Origin of the sequence: Inquilinus sp. CA228 (assembly GCF_052078665.1) — a bacterium.
GTDB lineage: Bacteria > Pseudomonadota > Alphaproteobacteria > DSM-16000 > Inquilinaceae > Inquilinus.
The window spans coordinates 60,954-79,083 of the sequence record NZ_JBQJIK010000035.1; the positions used below are offsets into that span (position 1 = coordinate 60,954).

At 69.2% G+C, this 18,130-nt stretch carries 12 protein-coding genes; all 12 read left to right on the forward strand.

The annotated features are described in order from the left end of the window. Positions 1–93: 93 nt before the first annotated feature. Positions 94–2,673: a beta strand repeat-containing protein gene (locus ACTOWL_RS18650; protein WP_441322765.1), complete on the forward strand. Its 2,580-nt coding sequence runs from the start codon at positions 94–96 to the stop codon at positions 2,671–2,673. A 44-nt stretch (positions 2,674–2,717) separates the two neighbouring features. Next, entirely contained in the window at positions 2,718–4,376 is a 1,659-nt protein-coding gene (locus ACTOWL_RS18655) for a calcium-binding protein (RefSeq protein ID WP_441322766.1), read from the forward strand. Positions 4,377–4,438: 62 nt separating this feature from the next. Beyond that, positions 4,439–4,588 carry a hypothetical protein gene (locus ACTOWL_RS18660; RefSeq protein WP_441322767.1) on the forward strand — a complete coding sequence of 50 codons (150 nt, stop codon included), beginning with the start codon at positions 4,439–4,441 and terminating at the stop codon, positions 4,586–4,588. A 94-nt stretch (positions 4,589–4,682) separates the two neighbouring features. Next, positions 4,683–6,737 carry a calcium-binding protein gene (locus tag ACTOWL_RS18665; protein WP_441322768.1) on the forward strand — a complete coding sequence of 685 codons (2,055 nt, stop codon included), beginning with the start codon at positions 4,683–4,685 and terminating at the stop codon, positions 6,735–6,737. 38 nt (positions 6,738–6,775) lie between these two features. Next, positions 6,776–8,029 carry a calcium-binding protein gene (locus ACTOWL_RS18670; protein ID WP_441322769.1) on the forward strand — a complete coding sequence of 418 codons (1,254 nt, stop codon included), beginning with the start codon at positions 6,776–6,778 and terminating at the stop codon, positions 8,027–8,029. Positions 8,030–8,096: 67 nt separating this feature from the next. Continuing rightward, positions 8,097–9,692: a calcium-binding protein gene (locus ACTOWL_RS18675; protein WP_441322770.1), complete on the forward strand. Its 1,596-nt coding sequence runs from the start codon at positions 8,097–8,099 to the stop codon at positions 9,690–9,692. 30 nt (positions 9,693–9,722) lie between these two features. Then, a complete protein-coding gene (locus ACTOWL_RS18680) occupies positions 9,723–10,859 on the forward strand; it encodes a calcium-binding protein (RefSeq protein ID WP_441322771.1) in 1,137 nt (378 codons plus the stop codon). A 36-nt stretch (positions 10,860–10,895) separates the two neighbouring features. Continuing rightward, the gene (locus ACTOWL_RS18685) at positions 10,896–12,296 is read left to right on the forward strand and encodes a calcium-binding protein (protein WP_441322772.1); all 1,401 of its coding nucleotides are present in this window, start codon (positions 10,896–10,898) and stop codon (positions 12,294–12,296) included. A gap of 360 nt (positions 12,297–12,656) precedes the next feature. Further along, positions 12,657–14,669 (forward strand): calcium-binding protein, encoded by a 2,013-nt coding sequence (locus ACTOWL_RS18690; RefSeq protein ID WP_441322773.1) that lies wholly within the window; start codon positions 12,657–12,659, stop codon positions 14,667–14,669. 37 nt (positions 14,670–14,706) lie between these two features. Continuing rightward, complete coding sequence (locus ACTOWL_RS18695; RefSeq protein WP_441322774.1) at positions 14,707–16,014, forward strand: calcium-binding protein; 1,308 nt, start codon at positions 14,707–14,709, stop codon at positions 16,012–16,014. Positions 16,015–16,096: 82 nt separating this feature from the next. Next, on the forward strand, positions 16,097–17,629 hold the full coding sequence (locus ACTOWL_RS18700) for a calcium-binding protein (protein ID WP_441322775.1): 1,533 nt from the start codon (positions 16,097–16,099) through the stop codon (positions 17,627–17,629). Positions 17,630–17,692: 63 nt separating this feature from the next. Further along, positions 17,693–18,019, forward strand: a complete 327-nt coding sequence (locus ACTOWL_RS18705; protein WP_441322776.1) for an acyl carrier protein — start codon at positions 17,693–17,695, stop codon at positions 18,017–18,019. Positions 18,020–18,130 lie beyond the last annotated feature (111 nt).

The following is an 18,130-nucleotide window of genomic DNA, read 5'->3' on the forward strand; positions in this document are numbered from 1 at the left end:
GCCCGGAGCAGCGGTGCCGTGCGGCACCCGGAGTCACCTTCCCAACCACTCGCCGTGAGGCGCGCCCGCGTCCCGGACATCAGGAGAGATCCCATGGCTGAATTACCCGGCGACGACGACGACGACACCATCACAGGCACTGGCAACAACGACCTCATCAACGGCTTCGGCGGCGATGATCTCCTGCTCGGCAGGGGCGGTGTCGACACGATCTTCGGCGGCGAAGGCAATGATGCGATCGACGGCGACGACGGCAACGATTTCCTCAGGGGAGACGGTGGCGATGACCGGATCGGCGGCCAGGCCGGCAACGACGACATCTTCGGAGGAAGCGGGAACGACATCATCCATGGCGACGATGGCGACGACGTGATCCGCGGCTTCGGCAACAGCTTTTTCGACGGCACCGACATCCTCAACGGCAATCTCGGCGAAGACACCCTCTCCGGCGGGCCTGGCGACGATCAGATTTCCGGCGATGAGGGCAATGACACACTGAACGGGAATGATCAGAGCGATGGCCTCTCCGGCGGCATCGGCGACGATGTCGTGCGCGGAGGGTTCGGCGACGACGTCCTCAACGGCGACGAGGGCAATGACAGGGGCGAAGGCGGCGATGGCAACGACCAGATCCGCGGCGGAGCCGGCGCCGATGTGCTCGACGGCGGCAACGGCGTCGACTGGGTTTTCTACGACGACAGCACCGCCGGGGTGATGATCGACTTGAGCGCCGCCTTTGGCGGCGGCGATATGCTCGCCGGGTTCGAGAACGTCATCGGGTCGAATTTCGGCGATGTCCTGACGGGTTCGATCGCGGACAACTGGCTCAGGGGCCTGGATGGCAGCGACACGCTCATCGGCGGTGCCGGCGCGGATGCGCTCGACGGCGGCGCCGGAATCGACCGCGCCGACTACTCCGCTGACGTCATCGGGGTCACAGTCAATCTGGCGACGGGCAGCGCCAGTGGTGGAGATGCCGCGGGCGATACCCTGTCCGGTGTCGAGAACATCAGTGGTGGTGGTGCGAATGACACGCTGACCGGCGATGCCGGGGCGAACCGGCTGTTTGGCAATGGCGGCGATGACACGCTGGCCGGCGGCGATGGGGCAGATGAGTTGTTCGGTGGATCTGGTCGCGACAGTCTGAACGGCGGTGCCGGCGACGACATCCTGACCACCGAAAGTGGGGCCGCTACCGTCGACGGCGGCGCCGGGGTCGACAAGCTCATCATGGATCGCTCGGCGGCCTCGGGCAATCTGCGCTTCACCCTGAACGGCGCGGCCGGCAACGACGGCGCCCGCGCCATCAATATCGAGATCATGACCTTCCTTTCCGGCACCGGCGACGACATCATCACCGGTGCCGCCGGAACTGACGGGATCTCCGGCGCGGACGGCGACGACGTGCTTGCCGGTGCCGGCGGCAACGACGATCTCGTTGGACAGGCTGGCGACGATATTCTCCTGGGCGGCGACGGCGAGGACGAGCTCGTCGGCGGGACCGGCGGGGACATACTGGACGGCGGGGCGAATTCCGATGAGCTGTCCGGCGGCGACGGCGACGACGTGCTGCGCGGCGGCGCCGGCCTCGACTTCTTCTCCGGCGGCGCCGGCATCGACACCCTCAGCTACAGCAATGCCACGGCCGGCGTCACGATCAACCTGGCGACGGGCAGCTTCAATGGCGGCGAAGCTGAAGGCGAAAGTGTCGAAGAGGCCTTCGAGAATGCCGAGGGCGGCCACGGCAGTGATGCCCTGATCGGCAACGTGCTCGCCAACGTGCTGCGCGGCAATGCCGGCATCGACCGGGTCGACGGCGGAGCGGGCAATGACGTGCTCTCGGGCGGCGCCGGCGGCGACCAGATCATCGGCGGCAATGGCATCGACATCGCCACCTATTTCGGCCTGGCCGGCGCGGTCACGGTCGATCTGGCGGCCGGCCTCGGCAGCGGCGGCGAGGCCCAGGGCGACAGCTATGCCGGCATCGAGAACGTCAATGGCGGCCTTGGCGGCGACAGCATCACCGGCAGCGCCTCGGCCAATGTGCTGCGGGGCTTCGAGGGCAACGACCTGCTCCGCGGCGGCGGCGGGGCCGACACGCTCGACGGCGGCACCGGCACCGACACCGCCAGCTATTTCGGCGCCGCCACCGGGGTCACGGTCAACCTGACCGCCGGCACCGGCACTGGCGGCGAGGCGCAGGGCGATGTCCTGGCCGGGATCGAGAACGTCAACGGCAGCAACCTGGGCGGCGACACACTGACCGGCTCGGCCGGGGCGAACCAGTTGTCGGGCTTCGGCGGCAGCGACGTGCTCCGCGGCGCCGGCGGAATGGACACGCTGGCCGGCGGCATCGGGGCGGACCGTTTCGTCTACGCGTCGATCGCGGAGAGCGTGGTCGGAGCCAATGCCGACCGGATCACCGATTTCAGCCATGCGCAGACGGACCGCATCGACCTGTCGGCGATCGACGCCAGCACCGTCGTCGCCGGCAACCAGGCCTTCAGCTTCATCGGCAGCGGCCTCTATACCGGCGTCGCCGGGCAGCTCCGCTTCGCCCAGTCGAACGGCGTCACCACCATCGCCGGCGACGTCAACGGCGACAAGATCTCGGACTTCCACATCCAGCTCACCGGCGCGATCGCGCTCGTCGCCGCGGACTTCGTGCTGTAGCGGCGTTGCGCGCTCCCCATTCCAGACATCGAAGAGAGGATCCCATGGCGATCATCAACGGCGACGACAACGACAATGAGCTGAGGGGCACCAACGGCAACGACACCATCCGTGGCTTCGGCGGCAATGATGTGCTGCGTGGCGGGGATGGTATCGACACGATGCTCGGCGGCGACGGTCGTGATTTTATCTCCGGCGATGGCGGCAACGACGTCATCAATGGGGACGGCGACAATGACACCATTCTCGGCGGGGCCGGTCATGACGACATCTTCGGCGGAAGCGGGAACGACGTCATCGACGGTGAAGACGGCGACGACGTGATCTCCGGCTTCGGCTCCAGCTTCTTCGACGGCAATGACCTCCTTTTTGGTAGGCTCGGCAACGACACCATCGGCGGGGGGCCCGGCAACGACCGGATCTTGGGTGGTGACGACAACGACGTACTGGATGGCCACGATCACGACGATTCCCTCGATGGCGGCGCCGGCCGTGATGTTCTGCGCGGAGGCTTCGGTAATGACGTCATCGAAGGCGGCACCGGGGCCGATTCGATCGACGGCGGCGACGGCATCGACTGGGTCTCCTACGACTTCAGCGCCAGCGGGGTGGTGGTCGAACTGACCCCCGGCCGCGGCGCCGGCGGCGATGCCCAGGGCGACGTGCTCGTCGGAATGGAGAACATCCTCGGCTCGGACCATAATGACATTCTGCGGGGCTCGGCCGCGGACAACCGGCTCCGGGGGCAGGAGGGCAACGACTTTCTCACGGGCGCCAGCGGCAATGATCTGTTGGAGGGGGAGGCTGGACACGACGCCCTTTCTGGCGGTGCCGGCGCGGATGTGCTCGACGGCGGGGCTGGTGTCGACCGTGCCGACTATTTCAGTAGTTCGGCCGGAGTGACGGTCAATCTCGGGACGGGCCGCGGCAGCGGCGGCGAGGCCGAGGGCGACACGCTGTCCGGCATCGAGAACGTTCTGGGCGGCGACGGCAATGATGTGCTTACCGGCGATTCCGGGGCAAACGATCTGTTCGGCGCCGCGGGAAATGACACACTGGTCGGTGCCGGCGGCGACGACAATCTTCTCGGCGAGGCCGGCGACGACGTGCTCCGCGGCGGCGCCGGGGCCGATGTGCTCAGCGGCGGCTTTGGCACCGACACCGCCACCTACACCGAGAACACCGCCGCGGTGACGGTGGATCTGGCGACGGGCCTCGCCAGCGGCGGCACGGCGCAGGGCGACGTCCTGTTCGGCGTCGAGGGCGTCCAGGGCGGCGCCGACGGCGACCTGCTCTCGGGGTCGGCGGCCAACGACATCCTGGTCGGCAACGCCGGCAACGATGTCCTCACCGGCCGCGGCGGCGCGGACCTGCTGAATGGCGGCCTCGGCGCCGACCGCTTCGTCTTCCTGGCCACCGCCGACAGCGCCCCCGGGCTCGCCGACTCGATCCGCGACTTCAGCCATGCCCAGGGCGACCGGATCGACCTGGCGGCGATCGACGCCGTCGCCGGCGTCCCCGGCAACCAGGCCTTCAGCTTCATCGGCACCGGCCCCTTCACCGGCGTTGCCGGGCAACTGGCCTTCGCCATCTCCCGCGGCGTCACCACCGTGTCCGGCGACGTCGACGGCGACGGCGTCTCGGACTTCCACATCCAGCTCACCGGCACCGTCGCGCTCGTCGCCGCGGATTTCGTGCTGTAGCGCCGGATCCATCCGCCTGGGCGGCGCGGCGCACTGCTCCTCAACGATTAAGGAGAGATCCCATGACCATCATCAACGGCACCGATGACCCCAGGACGTTGGCGAGGGCCGGCGTCGGCGGCGACGACAGCCTGCGCGGCGGCGCCGGTGCCGACGAGTTCGTGGGCGGCCCGGACGCTGCGGCCCCGCACAACCCCGGGATGTCCGGCTAGGCATCCCCGGGCCGACCACCGTCGATCCTCTCGAAGCGCCCTCAGGGCGCCGGCCGCGAGGGGCGCCGCATCCCAGACTTCAAGGAGAGATTCCATGGCCATTATCGGCGACGACAATGCCAATCAGCTGACCGGCACCGACTTCATCGACGTGATCGAGGGGCGGGGAGGCAACGACGTGATCTCCGGCCGCGCCGGCGATGACCAGCTCATCGGCGGCACCGGCAACGATACGCTCATCGGCGGTCTCGGCAGCGACTCCCTCATCGGCGAGGATGGCGACGATTTCATGATCGGCAACGAGGGCGACGACAGGTTCGATGGCGGCTCGGGCAACGACTCCTTCTTGGGCGGTGCCGGGGCCGACAGGTTTGGGGGCGGTCCCGGCGTCGACACGGCGATCTACCACGGCAGCCCAAGCCCGGTCCACGTCGTCATCGGCGACGGCACCTCCACCGGCCGCGGCGGCGACGCGGAGGGCGACAAGCTCGCGGCCGACATCGAGAACCTTCAGGGCTCGGCCTTTGGAGACGAACTGCAGGGATCGATTTCGGACAATCTGCTCAGGGGCGAAGCAGGCGACGACATGCTCCACGGTGATAGCGGAGATGACGTCCTGATCGGCGGAGCCGGGGCCGACGGGCTCGTGGGTGGATCGGGCCTCGACTGGGCAATCTATATCGAGAGCACGTTCGGCGTGTCCGTCGAAATCACCAACTTCTTCGGGCATTGTCACGGCGGCGATGCGGAGGGCGACACCATCACGCTCGGTGTCGAGAACATCCAGGGCTCCGGTGCCGACGACACCCTGATCGGATCCTTCGACGCGAACTGGCTCAAGGGCGAAGGCGGCGCCGACGTGATCGACGGCCGTGCCGGCGATGATGTCCTGGAAGCCGCCGCCGGCAACGACCGGCTCCTGGGTGGCATCGGAAACGATCAGTTGTCTGGTGGCGACGGCAGGGACGAGCTGAGGGGTGGCGCCGGGGCGGACCGGCTCGACGGCGGCGCCGGCGATGATGCCGCCGACTATGCGGACTCTCCGACGGCGGTCGCGGTCGATCTTCAGGCCCGCACCGCCAGCGGCGGGGATGCCCAGGGGGATGTGCTGACCGGGATCGAACGGGTCTACGGCAGCCGCTTCAACGACACGCTGATCGGCGATGCCGGCGGGAATCTGCTGCGCGGCGATCTCGGCAACGATACGTTGATCGGGGGCGGCGGGTTCGACAATCTCCTGGCCGGGGCGGGGAACGACAGTCTCGACGGCGGCGCCGACAACGACGTCCTCGACGGCTCTGACGGCGCCGACCTGCTCCGCGGCGGCGGCGGGGGCGACCGGCTGGACGGCGGCGCCGGCACCGACACCGCCAGCTACTTCACCGGCTCGGTCGGGGTCGCGGTCAATCTCGTCACCGGCGCCGGCAGCGGTGGCGATGCCCAGGACGACACCCTGATCGGCATCGAGAACCTTTCCGGCAGCCAGGGCAACGACATCCTGGTCGGAAACACCGGCGCCAACGTGCTGCAGGGCTGGAATGGCAACGACGTACTCCGCGGCGGCGCCGGGGCCGACCAGCTGGACGGCGGCGCCGGCACCGACCTCGCCACCTATTTCGGGGCCTCGGCCGGGGTGGCGGTCCATCTCGGCACCGGCATCGGCAGCGGCGGCGAGGCGGCCGGCGACCGCTACCTCTCGATCGAGAACGTCAACGGCGGCCAGGCGGGCGACACCCTCACCGGCAGCGACGCCGCCAATGTCCTGAACGGCTTCGAGGGCAGCGACATCCTCAACGGCGGCGCCGGCCGGGACACGCTGACCGGTGGCACGGGGGCCGACCGCTTCGTGGTCTCCGCCACCGGCCACAGCGCGGTCGGGACCAATGCAGACCGGATCACGGATTTCAGCCGGGCGCAGGCGGACCGGATCGACCTGTCGGCGATCGACGCCAGCACCGTCGCGGCCGGCAACCAGGCCTTCAGCTTCATCGGCAGCGGCCTTTACACCGGCGTCGCGGGGCAGCTCCGCTTCGCCCAGGCCAACGGCGTCACCACCATCGCCGGCGACGTCAACGGCGACGGGGCTTCCGACTTCCACATCGTGCTCACCGGCGCGTTCGCGCTCTCGGCCGCGGATTTCGTGCTGTAACCGCGGCTGCCGCATCGGGTCTCAAAAGGAAACATCCCATGCCCATCATCAATGGCGATAACAGCGATAACACCCTGGACGGCGGCGATCAGGCGGACAGCCTCTTCGGCCTCGGCGGCAACGACCTTCTCCTCGGTCGTGGCGGCATCGACCATCTTTACGGCGGCGAGGGGGCCGATGACATTTATGGCGGCGCGGGCAACGACACCATCGACGGCGAAGCCGGCAACGATTTCGCTTTCGGCGGCGCTGGCAACGACTGGATCCATGGCGGGAGCGAGAATGACACGCTGCATGGTGGCGACGACGGCGATCTCCTCATGGGCGACGAAGGCTCCGACCACCTCCTCGGCGAGGCCGGTGCCGACATCCTCGACGGCGGCGACCATGACGACCTCCTGGAAGGCGGCGGGGACGTCGACTGGCTCTCCGGCGGCGACGGCCGCGACCAGCTCATCGGAGGGGAAGGTGACGATCAGGTCGTGGGAGGTTCCGGGGTCGACCAGCTGTATGGCGAAGCCGGCAACGACACCATCCGCGGCGGCACCGACAGCGACTCGATTCTCGGCGGCACTGACGACGACACACTCTACGGCGAGGACAGCCGGGATCTGATCGACGGCGAAGCCGGCAACGACCGGATCGAGGGTGGTGCCGGTGATGACAGCCTGACCGGTGGGGCCGGGGCCGACCGGCTCGACGGCGGCACCGACATCGACCTGATCGGCTACAGCAGAAGCGCGAGCGGGGTGACGGTCAATCTCCTGGCCGGCACCGGCAGCGGCGGCGACGCCCAGGGCGACACGATCCTCGCGGTCGAGAATGTCGTGGGCAGCAACCATGGCGACACGCTGATCGGCGATGCCGGCGCCAACCACCTCTCGAGCTTTCTCGGCAACGACCGGCTCGACGGCGGCGCCGGCGCCGACGTGCTCGTGGCTGGCGGCGGCCAGGACATGCTGACTGGCGGTGCCGGCCTGGACCTCTTCGCCTTTAACTTCGTGACCGAGAGCGTGGTCGGGGCCAATGCCGACCGGATCACCGATTTCAGCCGGGCCGAGGCCGACCACATCGACCTGTCGCTGATCGACGCCAGCACCGCCGCCGCCGGCAACCAGGCCTTCAGCTTCATCGGCACCGGCCTCTACACCGGCGTGGCCGGGCAACTGCGCTTCGCCCAGGCCGGCGGCGTCACCACCATCGCCGGCGACGTCAACGGTGACAGGGTCTCCGACTTCCACATCGTCCTGACCGGCACGATCGCGCTCGTGGCCGCGGACTTCGTGCTGTAGCGGCGAGCGCCGGATCCACGCGCAATCACACGGCGCATCCGCGCTTCAAATACCGAAGAGAGATCCCATGGCAATCATCAATGGCGGCAACAGCAAAGACATCCTGGTCGGCACCGATGGCGACGACACCATCAACGGATTCGGCGGCAATGATCTGATGGTCGGTCTCGGCGGTAATGACCAGATCTTGGGCGGCACCGGCAGCGACGAGATCGGTGGCCAGGCCGGCAACGATACGCTCGACGGAGGAACCGGTAATGATCAGCTGAGCGGCGGCGAGAACGATGACAGCCTGATCGGCGGGGCGGGCGTCGACCGGCTCGACGGCGGCGCCGGCATCGATCTGGTCGGCTACGCCTTCAGCACCCTTGGGGTGACGGTCAACCTCCAGGTCGGCACCGGCAGCGGCGGCGACGCCCAGGGCGACACGCTGATCGGCATCGAGCAGGTCTTCGGCAGCAACCATGCCGACACGCTGACCGGCGACGCCGGCGCCAACCGTCTGTGGGGCTGGATCGGCAACGACCGGCTCAACGGCGGGGCGGGCGACGACATCCTGGAGACCGGCAGCGGCTTCGACATCGTCGACGGCGGCGCCGGCACCGATGTGCTGATCATGGACCGCAGCACGGACACCGGCAATTTCACCTTCACCCTGAACGGCCCGGCCGGCACCGGCGGCGCCAGCGCCGTCGGCATCGAGCGGATGGAGTTCTTCGCCGGCGCCGGCAACAACACCATCACCGGCGGCAGCGGCAACGACAGCATCCTCGACAGTGACCGCGTCGACGGCAACGACGTGCTCAATGGCGGCGCCGGCGACGACCGACTGATGAGCAGCCGCGGGGTCGACACGCTCGACGGCGGCGCCGGCATCGATCGTGCCGTGGTGCTCCGGTTCGGCGTCATGGCGGATCTCCGCCTCGCCATCGACGGCACCACCGCCAGCGATGGCACCCGCATCCTCAATGTCGAATCGCTGGAGATCTTCTCCGGGGAGGGCGACGACGACATCACCGGCGGTAGCCAGCGCGACTTCATCGTCGGCAGCGGGGGCGATGACGTGCTCCGCGGCGGCGCCGGGGCCGACCATCTCGACGGCAGCGTGGGCATCGACACCGCCAGCTACTTCACCAGCACCATCGGGGTCGCGGTCAACCTGGCGACCGGCACCGGCAGCGGCGGCGAGGCCCAGGGCGACACGCTGAGCGAGATCGAGATCCTCTCCGGCAGCCAGGGCAATGACAGCCTGGTCGGTGACACCAACGCCAACACCCTGCAAGGCTGGGACGGCGGCGACGTGCTCAGCGGTGCCGGCGGTCAGGACACGCTGACCGGAGGGGCCGGGGGCGACCGCTTCGTCTATGGCAGCGCGGCGCAGAGCCCGGTCGGGGCCAATGCCGACCGGATCACCGACTTCAGCCGGGCCGAGGCCGACCGCATCGACCTGTCGGCGATCGACGCGAACACCGTCGCGGCCGGGGACCAGGCCTTCAGCTTCATCGGCACGGCCACCTACACCGGCGTGGCCGGGCAGCTGCGCTTCGCCCAGGCCGGCGGTGTCACCACGGTCGCCGGGGACATCAACGGCGACGCCGTCTCCGACTTCCACATCGTCCTGACCGGCACGATCGCGCTCGTGGCCGCGGACTTCGTGCTGTAGCGGCGGTGCCGCGCAACCAGGAGGGATCCCATGACAACCATCATCGGCACACAAGGCAATGATGTTCTGATCGGAACCGCCGCGAACGATCTCATACTTGGCCTCGGCGGCAACGATCGTCTCCACGGCCTCGGCGGTGACGACGAGATCAGAGGCGGATCCGGAAACGACGATCTGCAGGGCGGCGAAGGACGCGATCTGCTTGCTGGCGACGCCGGGAGAGACCGCCTCTTCGGCGGAGTCGGAGCCGACGCGCTGCGTGGCGGTACCGAAAGCGACCTGCTCCTTGGCGAAGACGGGGACGACTTTCTCGCTGGCCAAGACGGGGACGACTTTCTCATCGGCGGAGCCGGAGCCGACGAGCTGGATGGCGGCATCGGCCTCGACACCGCGAGCTATGCCCAGAGCGCCGCCGGGGTCGTGGTCAGCCTTGCCGCCGGCACGGCTTCGGGCGGCGACGCCCAGGGCGACCTGCTGAGCGACATCGAGAGTCTCGAAGGCAGCGATCACGACGACGCCCTGATCGGGGATGCCGGTGCCAATGCCCTGACCGGCGGCCAGGGCAATGACCTGCTGCGCGGAGGTGCCGGGGCCGACCAGCTGGCCGGCGGCACCGGTCTCGACACCGCGATGTACACCGAGAGCACGGCCGCGGTGCGGGTCGACCTGACGACCGGCGCGGCCACGGGCGGCACGGCGCAGGGGGACGTGCTGATCGACATCGAGAACGTCCAGGGCGGCGCGGCCGGCGACGAGCTGATCGGGTCGGGCATCGGCAACGTCCTGTCCGGCAATGCCGGCGACGATGTCCTGTTCGGATCGACCGGCGCGGACCTGCTGAATGGCGGCCTCGGCGCCGACCGCTTCGTCTTCGCGTCGACCCGGGACAGCATCCCCGGCCTGGCGGACTCGATCCGCGACTTCAGCCACGCCCAGGGCGACCGGATCGACCTGGCCGCGATCGACGCCAACACGATGGCGGCCGGCAACCAGGCCTTCGCCTTCATCGGCACCGCCGCCTTCACCGGCGTCGCCGGGCAGCTGCGGTTCCAGAGCAACGGCGCCGCCACCACCGTCGCCGCCGACGTCGACGGCGACACGATCGCGGACTTCCAGCTCACCCTGACCGGCGCCATCGCCCTGACGGCGTCGGATTTCGTGCTGTAGCGGCGGCTGCCGCCTCGAACTTCAAGGAGACATGCGATGCCTGTGATCATTGGTAGCGACAACGACGACTTTCTGGTTGGCACCGCGGGCGACGACTTCATCGACGGCCGTGGCGGCAACGACGTCCTCTTCGGCGGAGCAGGCAATGATTTTTTGATCGGTGGCGCTCAAAACGACGTCCTGATTGGCGGCACCGGTGCCGATGTTCTGCACGGCGGCGATGGCAATGATGATCTCGTTGGCGGCACCCAGAACGACGACCTGAGCGGCGGCTTCGGTGCCGATGTTCTACGCGGCGACGATGGTGAAGATTTTCTTATCGGCGGCGACGGCGACGATCTCCTGGACGGAGGCGCCGGGGCCGACCATCTCGATGGCGGCTTCGGCGTCGACACCGCGAGCTATGCCGGGGGCAGCGTCGGGGTAACGGTCAATCTGAGCATTGGCCGAGGCGCCGGCGGGGAAGCCCAGGACGACGAGCTGATCAACATCGAGAATCTCACCGGCGGCGCTTCCGCGGATGCTTTGATCGGCAACGCCGTCGTCAATCTGCTGCTGGGCAGCGACGGCGACGATCTGTTGAACGGCGCGGCCGGCGATGACAGATTGAGGGGCGATGCCGGGGCCGACCAGTTGATCGGCGGCATCGGCGTCGACACCGCGAGCTATGCCCAGAGCGCCGCCGGGGTCGTGGTCAGCCTCGCCGCCGGCACGGCCTCGGGCGGAGATGCCCAGGGCGACGTGCTGAACGGCATCGAGAGTCTCGAAGGCAGCGATCACGACGACGCCCTGACCGGCAATGCCGTCGCCAATGCCCTGACCGGCGGCCAGGGCAACGACGTGCTGCGCGGAGGTGCCGGGTCCGACACGCTGGACGGCGGCGCCGGCCTGGACACCGCGATGTACACCGAGAACACGGCCGCGGTGCGGGTAGACCTGACGACGGGCGTGGCGACGGGCGGCACGGCGCAGGGGGACGTGCTGATCGGGATCGAGAACGTCCAGGGCGGCGCGGCCGGCGACGAGCTGATCGGGTCGGGCGGCGGCAACGTCCTGGCCGGCAATGCCGGCGACGATGTCCTGTTCGGGGGGGCCGGCGCGGATCTGCTGAACGGCGGCATCGGCGCCGACCGCTTCGTCTTCGCGTCGACCCGGGACAGCATCCCCGGCCTCGTCGATTCGATCCGCGACTTCAGCCGTGCCCAGGGCGACCGGATCGACCTGGCGCAGGTCGACGCCGACGTCTTCGCCGCCGGCGACCAGGCCTTCAGCTTCATCGGCACCGCCGCCTTCACCGGCGCCGCCGGGCAGCTGCGGTTCCAGACCAACGGTGCCGCCACCACGGTCAGCGCCGATGTCGACGGCGACATGATCGCGGACTTCCAGCTCACCCTGACCGGCGCCATCGCCCTGACGGCGGCGGATTTCGTGCTCTAACCGGGCAGGGCCCGAGTTCCCCTCTGGTCTGTCCCTGGCCGAAGGGCGTGCCTGCACGCCGGGAGATCACTCCGTGCGGCTCGACCGTCGCGGTCACGCTCCGGTCGACCGGTTGAATTTCCACGACCGCTCCAACGCCGGCTCCCACGCCCCGCTCCACGGGGCGCCGCCACGGTGGACGCTGGGCCGCTCCTCAGGCGTGACGCCGCGCTCCCCGGAGGTCCGGCGGCCGCGAGACACAACGGGCCCTCCCTGCGGATCGAGGGTCCACAGCAGCGGTGCCACGCAGCACCCGGAGTCGGAGTTCCATCCCCTTGTCGCGGGCGTCGAGGCGTCCCCCAACCTATCAGGAGAGATTCCATGGCGATCAAGAACGGTACCAACAACCGGGACGTCATCATCGGCACCGGCGACCCCGACACGATCCGCGGCTTCGGCGGAAACGATGAGCTGCAAGGCCGGAACGGCAACGACCATCTCCTGGGCGGCGATGGCGACGACTTCCTCGGCGGCGACAACCACGACGACTTGCTCGAAGGCGAGGCGGGCAACGACAGGCTCGCCGGGGAGGCCGGCAACGACGAGATCTGGGGCGGCATCGGCATCGACACGATCACGGGCGACGACGGCAACGACGAGATCCACGCCGGCGACGACGGCGACGTCGTCGGCGGGAACGCCGGTGACGACATCATCTTCGGCGATGCAGGCGCCGACTGGATCGAGGGCGGCGACGGCCATGACGACATCGTCGGCGGGAGCGAAAGCGACATCATTCAGGGCGGCGCCGGCAACGACCAGATCTTCGGCGGAAGGCTCGGCGGGCTCGGCAATTTCTTCGACGGCCACGACATCATCAACGGCAATCTCGGCGAAGATACCATCGGCGGAGGCTTCGGCGACGACACGCTCTCCGGCGACGAAGGCAACGACACGCTCAATGGCGGCGACGGCAACGACGTCCTCCGCGGCGGCGCCGGGCAGGATGTCCTGCGCGGCGGCTTCGGCGACGACGTGCTCTCGAGCGATGGCGGGGGCGGTACGATCGAAGGCGGCGACGGCAACGATATCATCCATGTCGGCTTCGAGGGGGGGGCGATCGACGGCGGCGCCGGCATCGACTGGGTCGTCTTCAACGTCAGCCCCTTCGACCTGTTTTTTCGGCTGAGCGATCTCCCCGGAATCGAAAACGTCGTCCTCTCGATCGGCCATGACAATGTGATCGGCTCGGCCGCGGACAACTGGCTCCGGGGCCTCGGCGGACATGACATTCTCGAGGGGCGGGACGGCAACGACCGGCTGGATGGGGAGGCAGGAAGCGATTTTCTGTTAGGCGACAACGGGGACGATGTGCTCAGGGGCGGTGACCACCACGATCTTCTCTCGGGCGGTGACGGCAACGACCGGCTGGAAGGGGAGGCAGGAGACGATCTTCTCCGTGGCGGCCTCGGCGCGGATGTGCTCGACGGCGGCGCCGGCTTCGACTTTGCCGATTACTTCTCCGCAGCCGTCGGCGTCACGATCAATCTGACCGCGGGCACCGGCTCGGGCGGCGAGGCCGAGGGCGACGGGCTGATCGGCATCGAAGGCGTCGGGGGGTCGGAGCATGACGACCAGCTAATCGGATCGACCGGGTCCGACGGGCTCTTCGGTCGGGCCGGACGCGATCTGCTCTCGGGCGGGGACGGCGACGATGATCTAAATGGCGGCAGCGGTTCGGATTCCCTTCTGGGCGGGAACGGGGACGACAACCTTTCCGGCGATGAGGGCGACGATGCGCTCCGTGGCGGGGCCGGCGCCGATGTGCTGGACGGCGGCGCCGGCATCGACACCGTCCTGTACACCGAGAACACCGCCGGGGTGTCGGTCGATCTCGGCGCCGGCGTCGCCGGCGGCGGCACGGCGCAGGGCGATGTGCTGATCGGCATCGAGGGCGTCCAGGGCGGCGCCGGCGACGATGTGCTTCGGGGCTCGGCCTCGAACGACATCCTCAGTGGCAACGCCGGCAACGACATCCTCGTCGGGCTGGGCGGCGCCGACCTGCTGAATGGCGGCCTCGGCGCCGACCGCTTCGTCTTCCAGGCCGCCGCCGACGGCGCCCCGGGCGCCGGCGATTCGATCCGCGACTTCAGCCGGGCCCAGGGCGACCGCATCGACCTGGCGGCGATCGACGCCAACATCGCGGTCGCCGGAGACCAGGCCTTCACCTTCATCGGCACCGGCGCCTTCACCGGCGTCGCCGGCCAGCTGCGCTTTGCCCAGTCCAGCGGTGTCACCACCGTTGCCGGCGACATCAACGGCGACGGCGCCTCCGACGTCCACATCGTCCTGACCGGCACGATCGCGCTCGTGGCCGCGGATTTCGTGCTGTAGCCGACCGCCGCCGTCTCGGATCTCAAGGAGCGATCCCATGGCCATCATCAACGGCAATGATCGTCCCAACCTCCTGGTGGGCACCGCGGAGAGCGACGTCGTCAACGGCTTCGGCGGTGGCGGCGACGACCTGATCGACGGCGGCAGCGGCGACGACCGCCTTGTCGGCGGTGCCGGCGCCGACCTGCTTCGAGGTGGTGCCGGCGTCGACTGGGCCGACTACATCGAGAGCCGGGACGGCGTCATCGTCGCCGTCGGCGGGGCCTGCAGCGGCGGGGACGCGCAGGGCGACCTGATCGGATTCGATGTCGAGAACCTCCGGGGCTCGGCCTTCGCCGACGTCCTGATCGGGTCGAGCGCGGACAATCGGCTGAGGGGCGAGGGGGGCGACGATGGCCTCGATGGCGGAACCGGCAATGATGCTCTCGGCGGCGGCGCCGGGAACGACCTCCTCCTCATGGACCGCTCGGCGGTCTCGGCCGATCTGCGCTTCACCCTGAACGGCGCGGCCGGCAGCGACGGCTCCCGCGCCATCGACATCGAGGTGATGGACTTCCAGTCCGGCGCCGGCGACGACGTCATCACCGGGGCCGCAGGGAGCGACTCGATCGCTGGAGCCGGCGGCGATGATATGCTCGTCGGCGCGGGCGGCGGCGACGTGCTCCGGGGCGAGGCCGACGACGACGTGCTCCTCGGCGGCGCTGGCGACGATCTCCTGCGCGGCGGGGCGGGCGCCGACGTGATCGACGGCGACGATGGCAGCGACACCCTCAGCTACAGCCGGGACACGGCCGGGGTCTCGATCGACCTGGCGACCCTCGTCGCCGGCGGCGGCGAGGCCGAAGGCGACCTGATCCTGGGCGGCATCGAGAATGTCGAGGGCGGCCGCGACTCCGATCTGCTGGTCGGATCCGCGGCGGCCAATGTGTTGCGCGGCCATGCCGGCGATGACAGGCTCGACGGCGGGGCCGGCAATGACATGCTCTTCGGCGGCGCCGGGCGCGACACCCTGGCCGGCGGCACCGGAGCGGACCGCTTCGTCTATGCGTCGATCGCGGACGGCATTCCCGGCTTCGGCGATTCGATCCGCGACTTCAGCCACGCCCAGGGCGACCGGATCGACCTGGCGCTGATCGACGCCAACACCGTCGCCGCCGGCAACCAGGCCTTCGACTTCATCGGCACCGCGGCCTTCACCGGCGTCGCCGGACAGCTGCGCTTCCAGGTCATCGGTGCCGGCGCCGCCACCACCGTCACCGGCGATGTCGACGGCGACAAGGTGGCGGACTTCCAGCTCACCCTGATCGGCGTTACCGCCCCCATGGCCGCGAATTTCGTGCTGTAGCCGGGGAGGGCCGGCCCTCCCTTTCACCCACCCCGGAAGTGCCGGATGTGACCCGCGCGGCCGGACAACCAGGAGAGATCCCATGGCAATCATCAATGGCACCAATGCCGACGACATCCTGATCGGCACCGCCAACGACGACATCATCCGCGGCCTCGGCGGCAATGACCGCCTCTTCGGCCGCGGGGGCAACGACCAGCTCTTGGGCGGCGACGGCGAAGACACGCTCGAAGGCGAGGACGGCAATGACCGCCTGAACGGGGGTGACGGTGCCGACCGCCTCATCGGCGGCGCCGGAATCGACTGGGCGGTCTACATCACCGGCCCGTTCGGCGTGGCGGTCAACCTCGACACCGGCATCGGCGAGGGCGGCGAGGCTCAGGGCGACCGCTACATCGGCATCGAGAACGTCCAGGGCACGGCCCAGTCGGACAGGCTGACCGGCTCGGCGTCGAACAATCGGCTCAGCGGGGAAGGCAGCAACGACGTCCTCGACGGCCTCGGCGGCGATGATGTGCTCGAAGGCGGTGCCGGCGATGACCAACTGCGTGGTGGCGCCGGCGCCGATGGGCTGAGCGGCGGCGACGGCAATGATTCCCTGGACGCCGGGGCCGGCGCCGACAGGCTCGACGGTGGCGCCGGGCTGGATGGCGCGGTCTATTCCGGCGACACGGCCGGCGTGACGGTCAATCTGGTGACGGGTCGCGGCAGCGGCGGTGACGCCGACGGCGACATCCTGTCCGGTATCGAGAACCTCGGCGGTGGTGCGGGCGACGACACGCTGATCGGCGATGCCGGGACCAACACCCTGACCGGCCTTGATGGCGATGACGCGCTGATCGGGGGGGACGGCGCGGACACCTTGTCCGGTGACGACATCCTCGAGCTCGGCGGGACGGGCAACGACACGCTCAGCGGCGGCGCCGGCGACGATCTCATCTTCACCGGGAATGGGGTCGACATCGTCGATGGCGGCGCCGGATTCGACGTGATGAACATGAATCGGACGGGCGTCACGGGCGATCTGGTCTTCACCCTGAACGGCGCTGCCGGCAGCGACGGCTCCCGCGCCATCAACATCGAGAGGATGCTCTTCTTCTCCGGCAGCGGCGACGACGTCATCACCGGGGCCGGCGGGGGCGACACGATCGGCGGCGGCGGCGGCGCCGACCTGCTGATCGGTCTCGGTGGTGGGGACAACCTGGCCGGCAATGACGGCAACGACGTCCTCCGTGGTGGCGACGGGAACGACGATTTCAGGGGCGGTGCCGGCCAGGACGTGCTGATGGGCGGTGCAGGCGCCGACAATTTCGCTTATGCGCTGATCGAGGAGAGCCTGGTCGGGGCCGGCGCCGACCGGATCGCCGATTTCAGCCGCACCCAGGGCGACCGGATCTCCCTCGCGGCGATCGACGCCAACGCCAACGCGGCCGGCGACCAGGCGTTCCGCTTCATCGGCGCCGCCGCCTTCACCGGCGCCGCCGGGCAGCTGCGCGCCGCAATCGCCGGCGGCGACACGATCGTCACCGGCGATGTCGACGGCGACCGGATCGCGGATTTCGAGATCCGGCTGACCGGCGGCCTCACCCTGATCGCGGCGGATTTCGTGCTGTAGCGCCTTTCACCCCGGCGCCCTTGCGGCCGAGCCGCGGGGGCGCCTCAACCGAAGGAGCGTGCCATGCCTCTCGATCCCAACCCCTATCCGTTTCCCACCTCCGCCCCCGACCAGCCCTATATCTACGTCGAAGGCTACGACATGGGCGATGATGGCGCGGCGGCGGGCGCGGCTCCGGCGGTTGCGGTCCGCGCCATCGTCGACGAGCTGGGCGCGGCGCTGCCGATCGAGCGCGAGGGGCTCCTGCTCGCCTATCTCAAGGATCTGGCCCGCCAGACCCTGGGCTATGGCGATGCGGAGCCGATCGCGCCGGATCAGCCCCTGGTCGAGCAGGGGTTCGACAGCCTGATGTCCGTCGACATGCGCAACCGCCTTGTCCAGCCCGGATAGAGAGGTAACAGAATAGCCCGGATAGATGGGTGACAGCTCTAATTTGGCAGGGAGGGCCTGCCGATGCCTTGGGAAGAGAGCTGTGCCATGGATCAGAGAGTGTGGTTGATC

Coding starts and splice junctions, on each gene's coding strand:
- ACTOWL_RS18695 (WP_441322774.1), top strand. CDS start 14,707: ATGGCCATCATCAACGGCAATGATCGTCCCAACCTCCTGGTGGGCACC.
- ACTOWL_RS18680 (WP_441322771.1), top strand. CDS start 9,723: ATGACAACCATCATCGGCACACAAGGCAATGATGTTCTGATCGGAACC.
- ACTOWL_RS18685 (WP_441322772.1), top strand. CDS start 10,896: ATGCCTGTGATCATTGGTAGCGACAACGACGACTTTCTGGTTGGCACC.
- ACTOWL_RS18660 (WP_441322767.1), top strand. CDS start 4,439: ATGACCATCATCAACGGCACCGATGACCCCAGGACGTTGGCGAGGGCC.
- ACTOWL_RS18665 (WP_441322768.1), top strand. CDS start 4,683: ATGGCCATTATCGGCGACGACAATGCCAATCAGCTGACCGGCACCGAC.
- ACTOWL_RS18675 (WP_441322770.1), top strand. CDS start 8,097: ATGGCAATCATCAATGGCGGCAACAGCAAAGACATCCTGGTCGGCACC.
- ACTOWL_RS18655 (WP_441322766.1), top strand. CDS start 2,718: ATGGCGATCATCAACGGCGACGACAACGACAATGAGCTGAGGGGCACC.
- ACTOWL_RS18650 (WP_441322765.1), top strand. CDS start 94: ATGGCTGAATTACCCGGCGACGACGACGACGACACCATCACAGGCACT.
- ACTOWL_RS18690 (WP_441322773.1), top strand. CDS start 12,657: ATGGCGATCAAGAACGGTACCAACAACCGGGACGTCATCATCGGCACC.
- ACTOWL_RS18700 (WP_441322775.1), top strand. CDS start 16,097: ATGGCAATCATCAATGGCACCAATGCCGACGACATCCTGATCGGCACC.
- ACTOWL_RS18670 (WP_441322769.1), top strand. CDS start 6,776: ATGCCCATCATCAATGGCGATAACAGCGATAACACCCTGGACGGCGGC.
- ACTOWL_RS18705 (WP_441322776.1), top strand. CDS start 17,693: ATGCCTCTCGATCCCAACCCCTATCCGTTTCCCACCTCCGCCCCCGAC.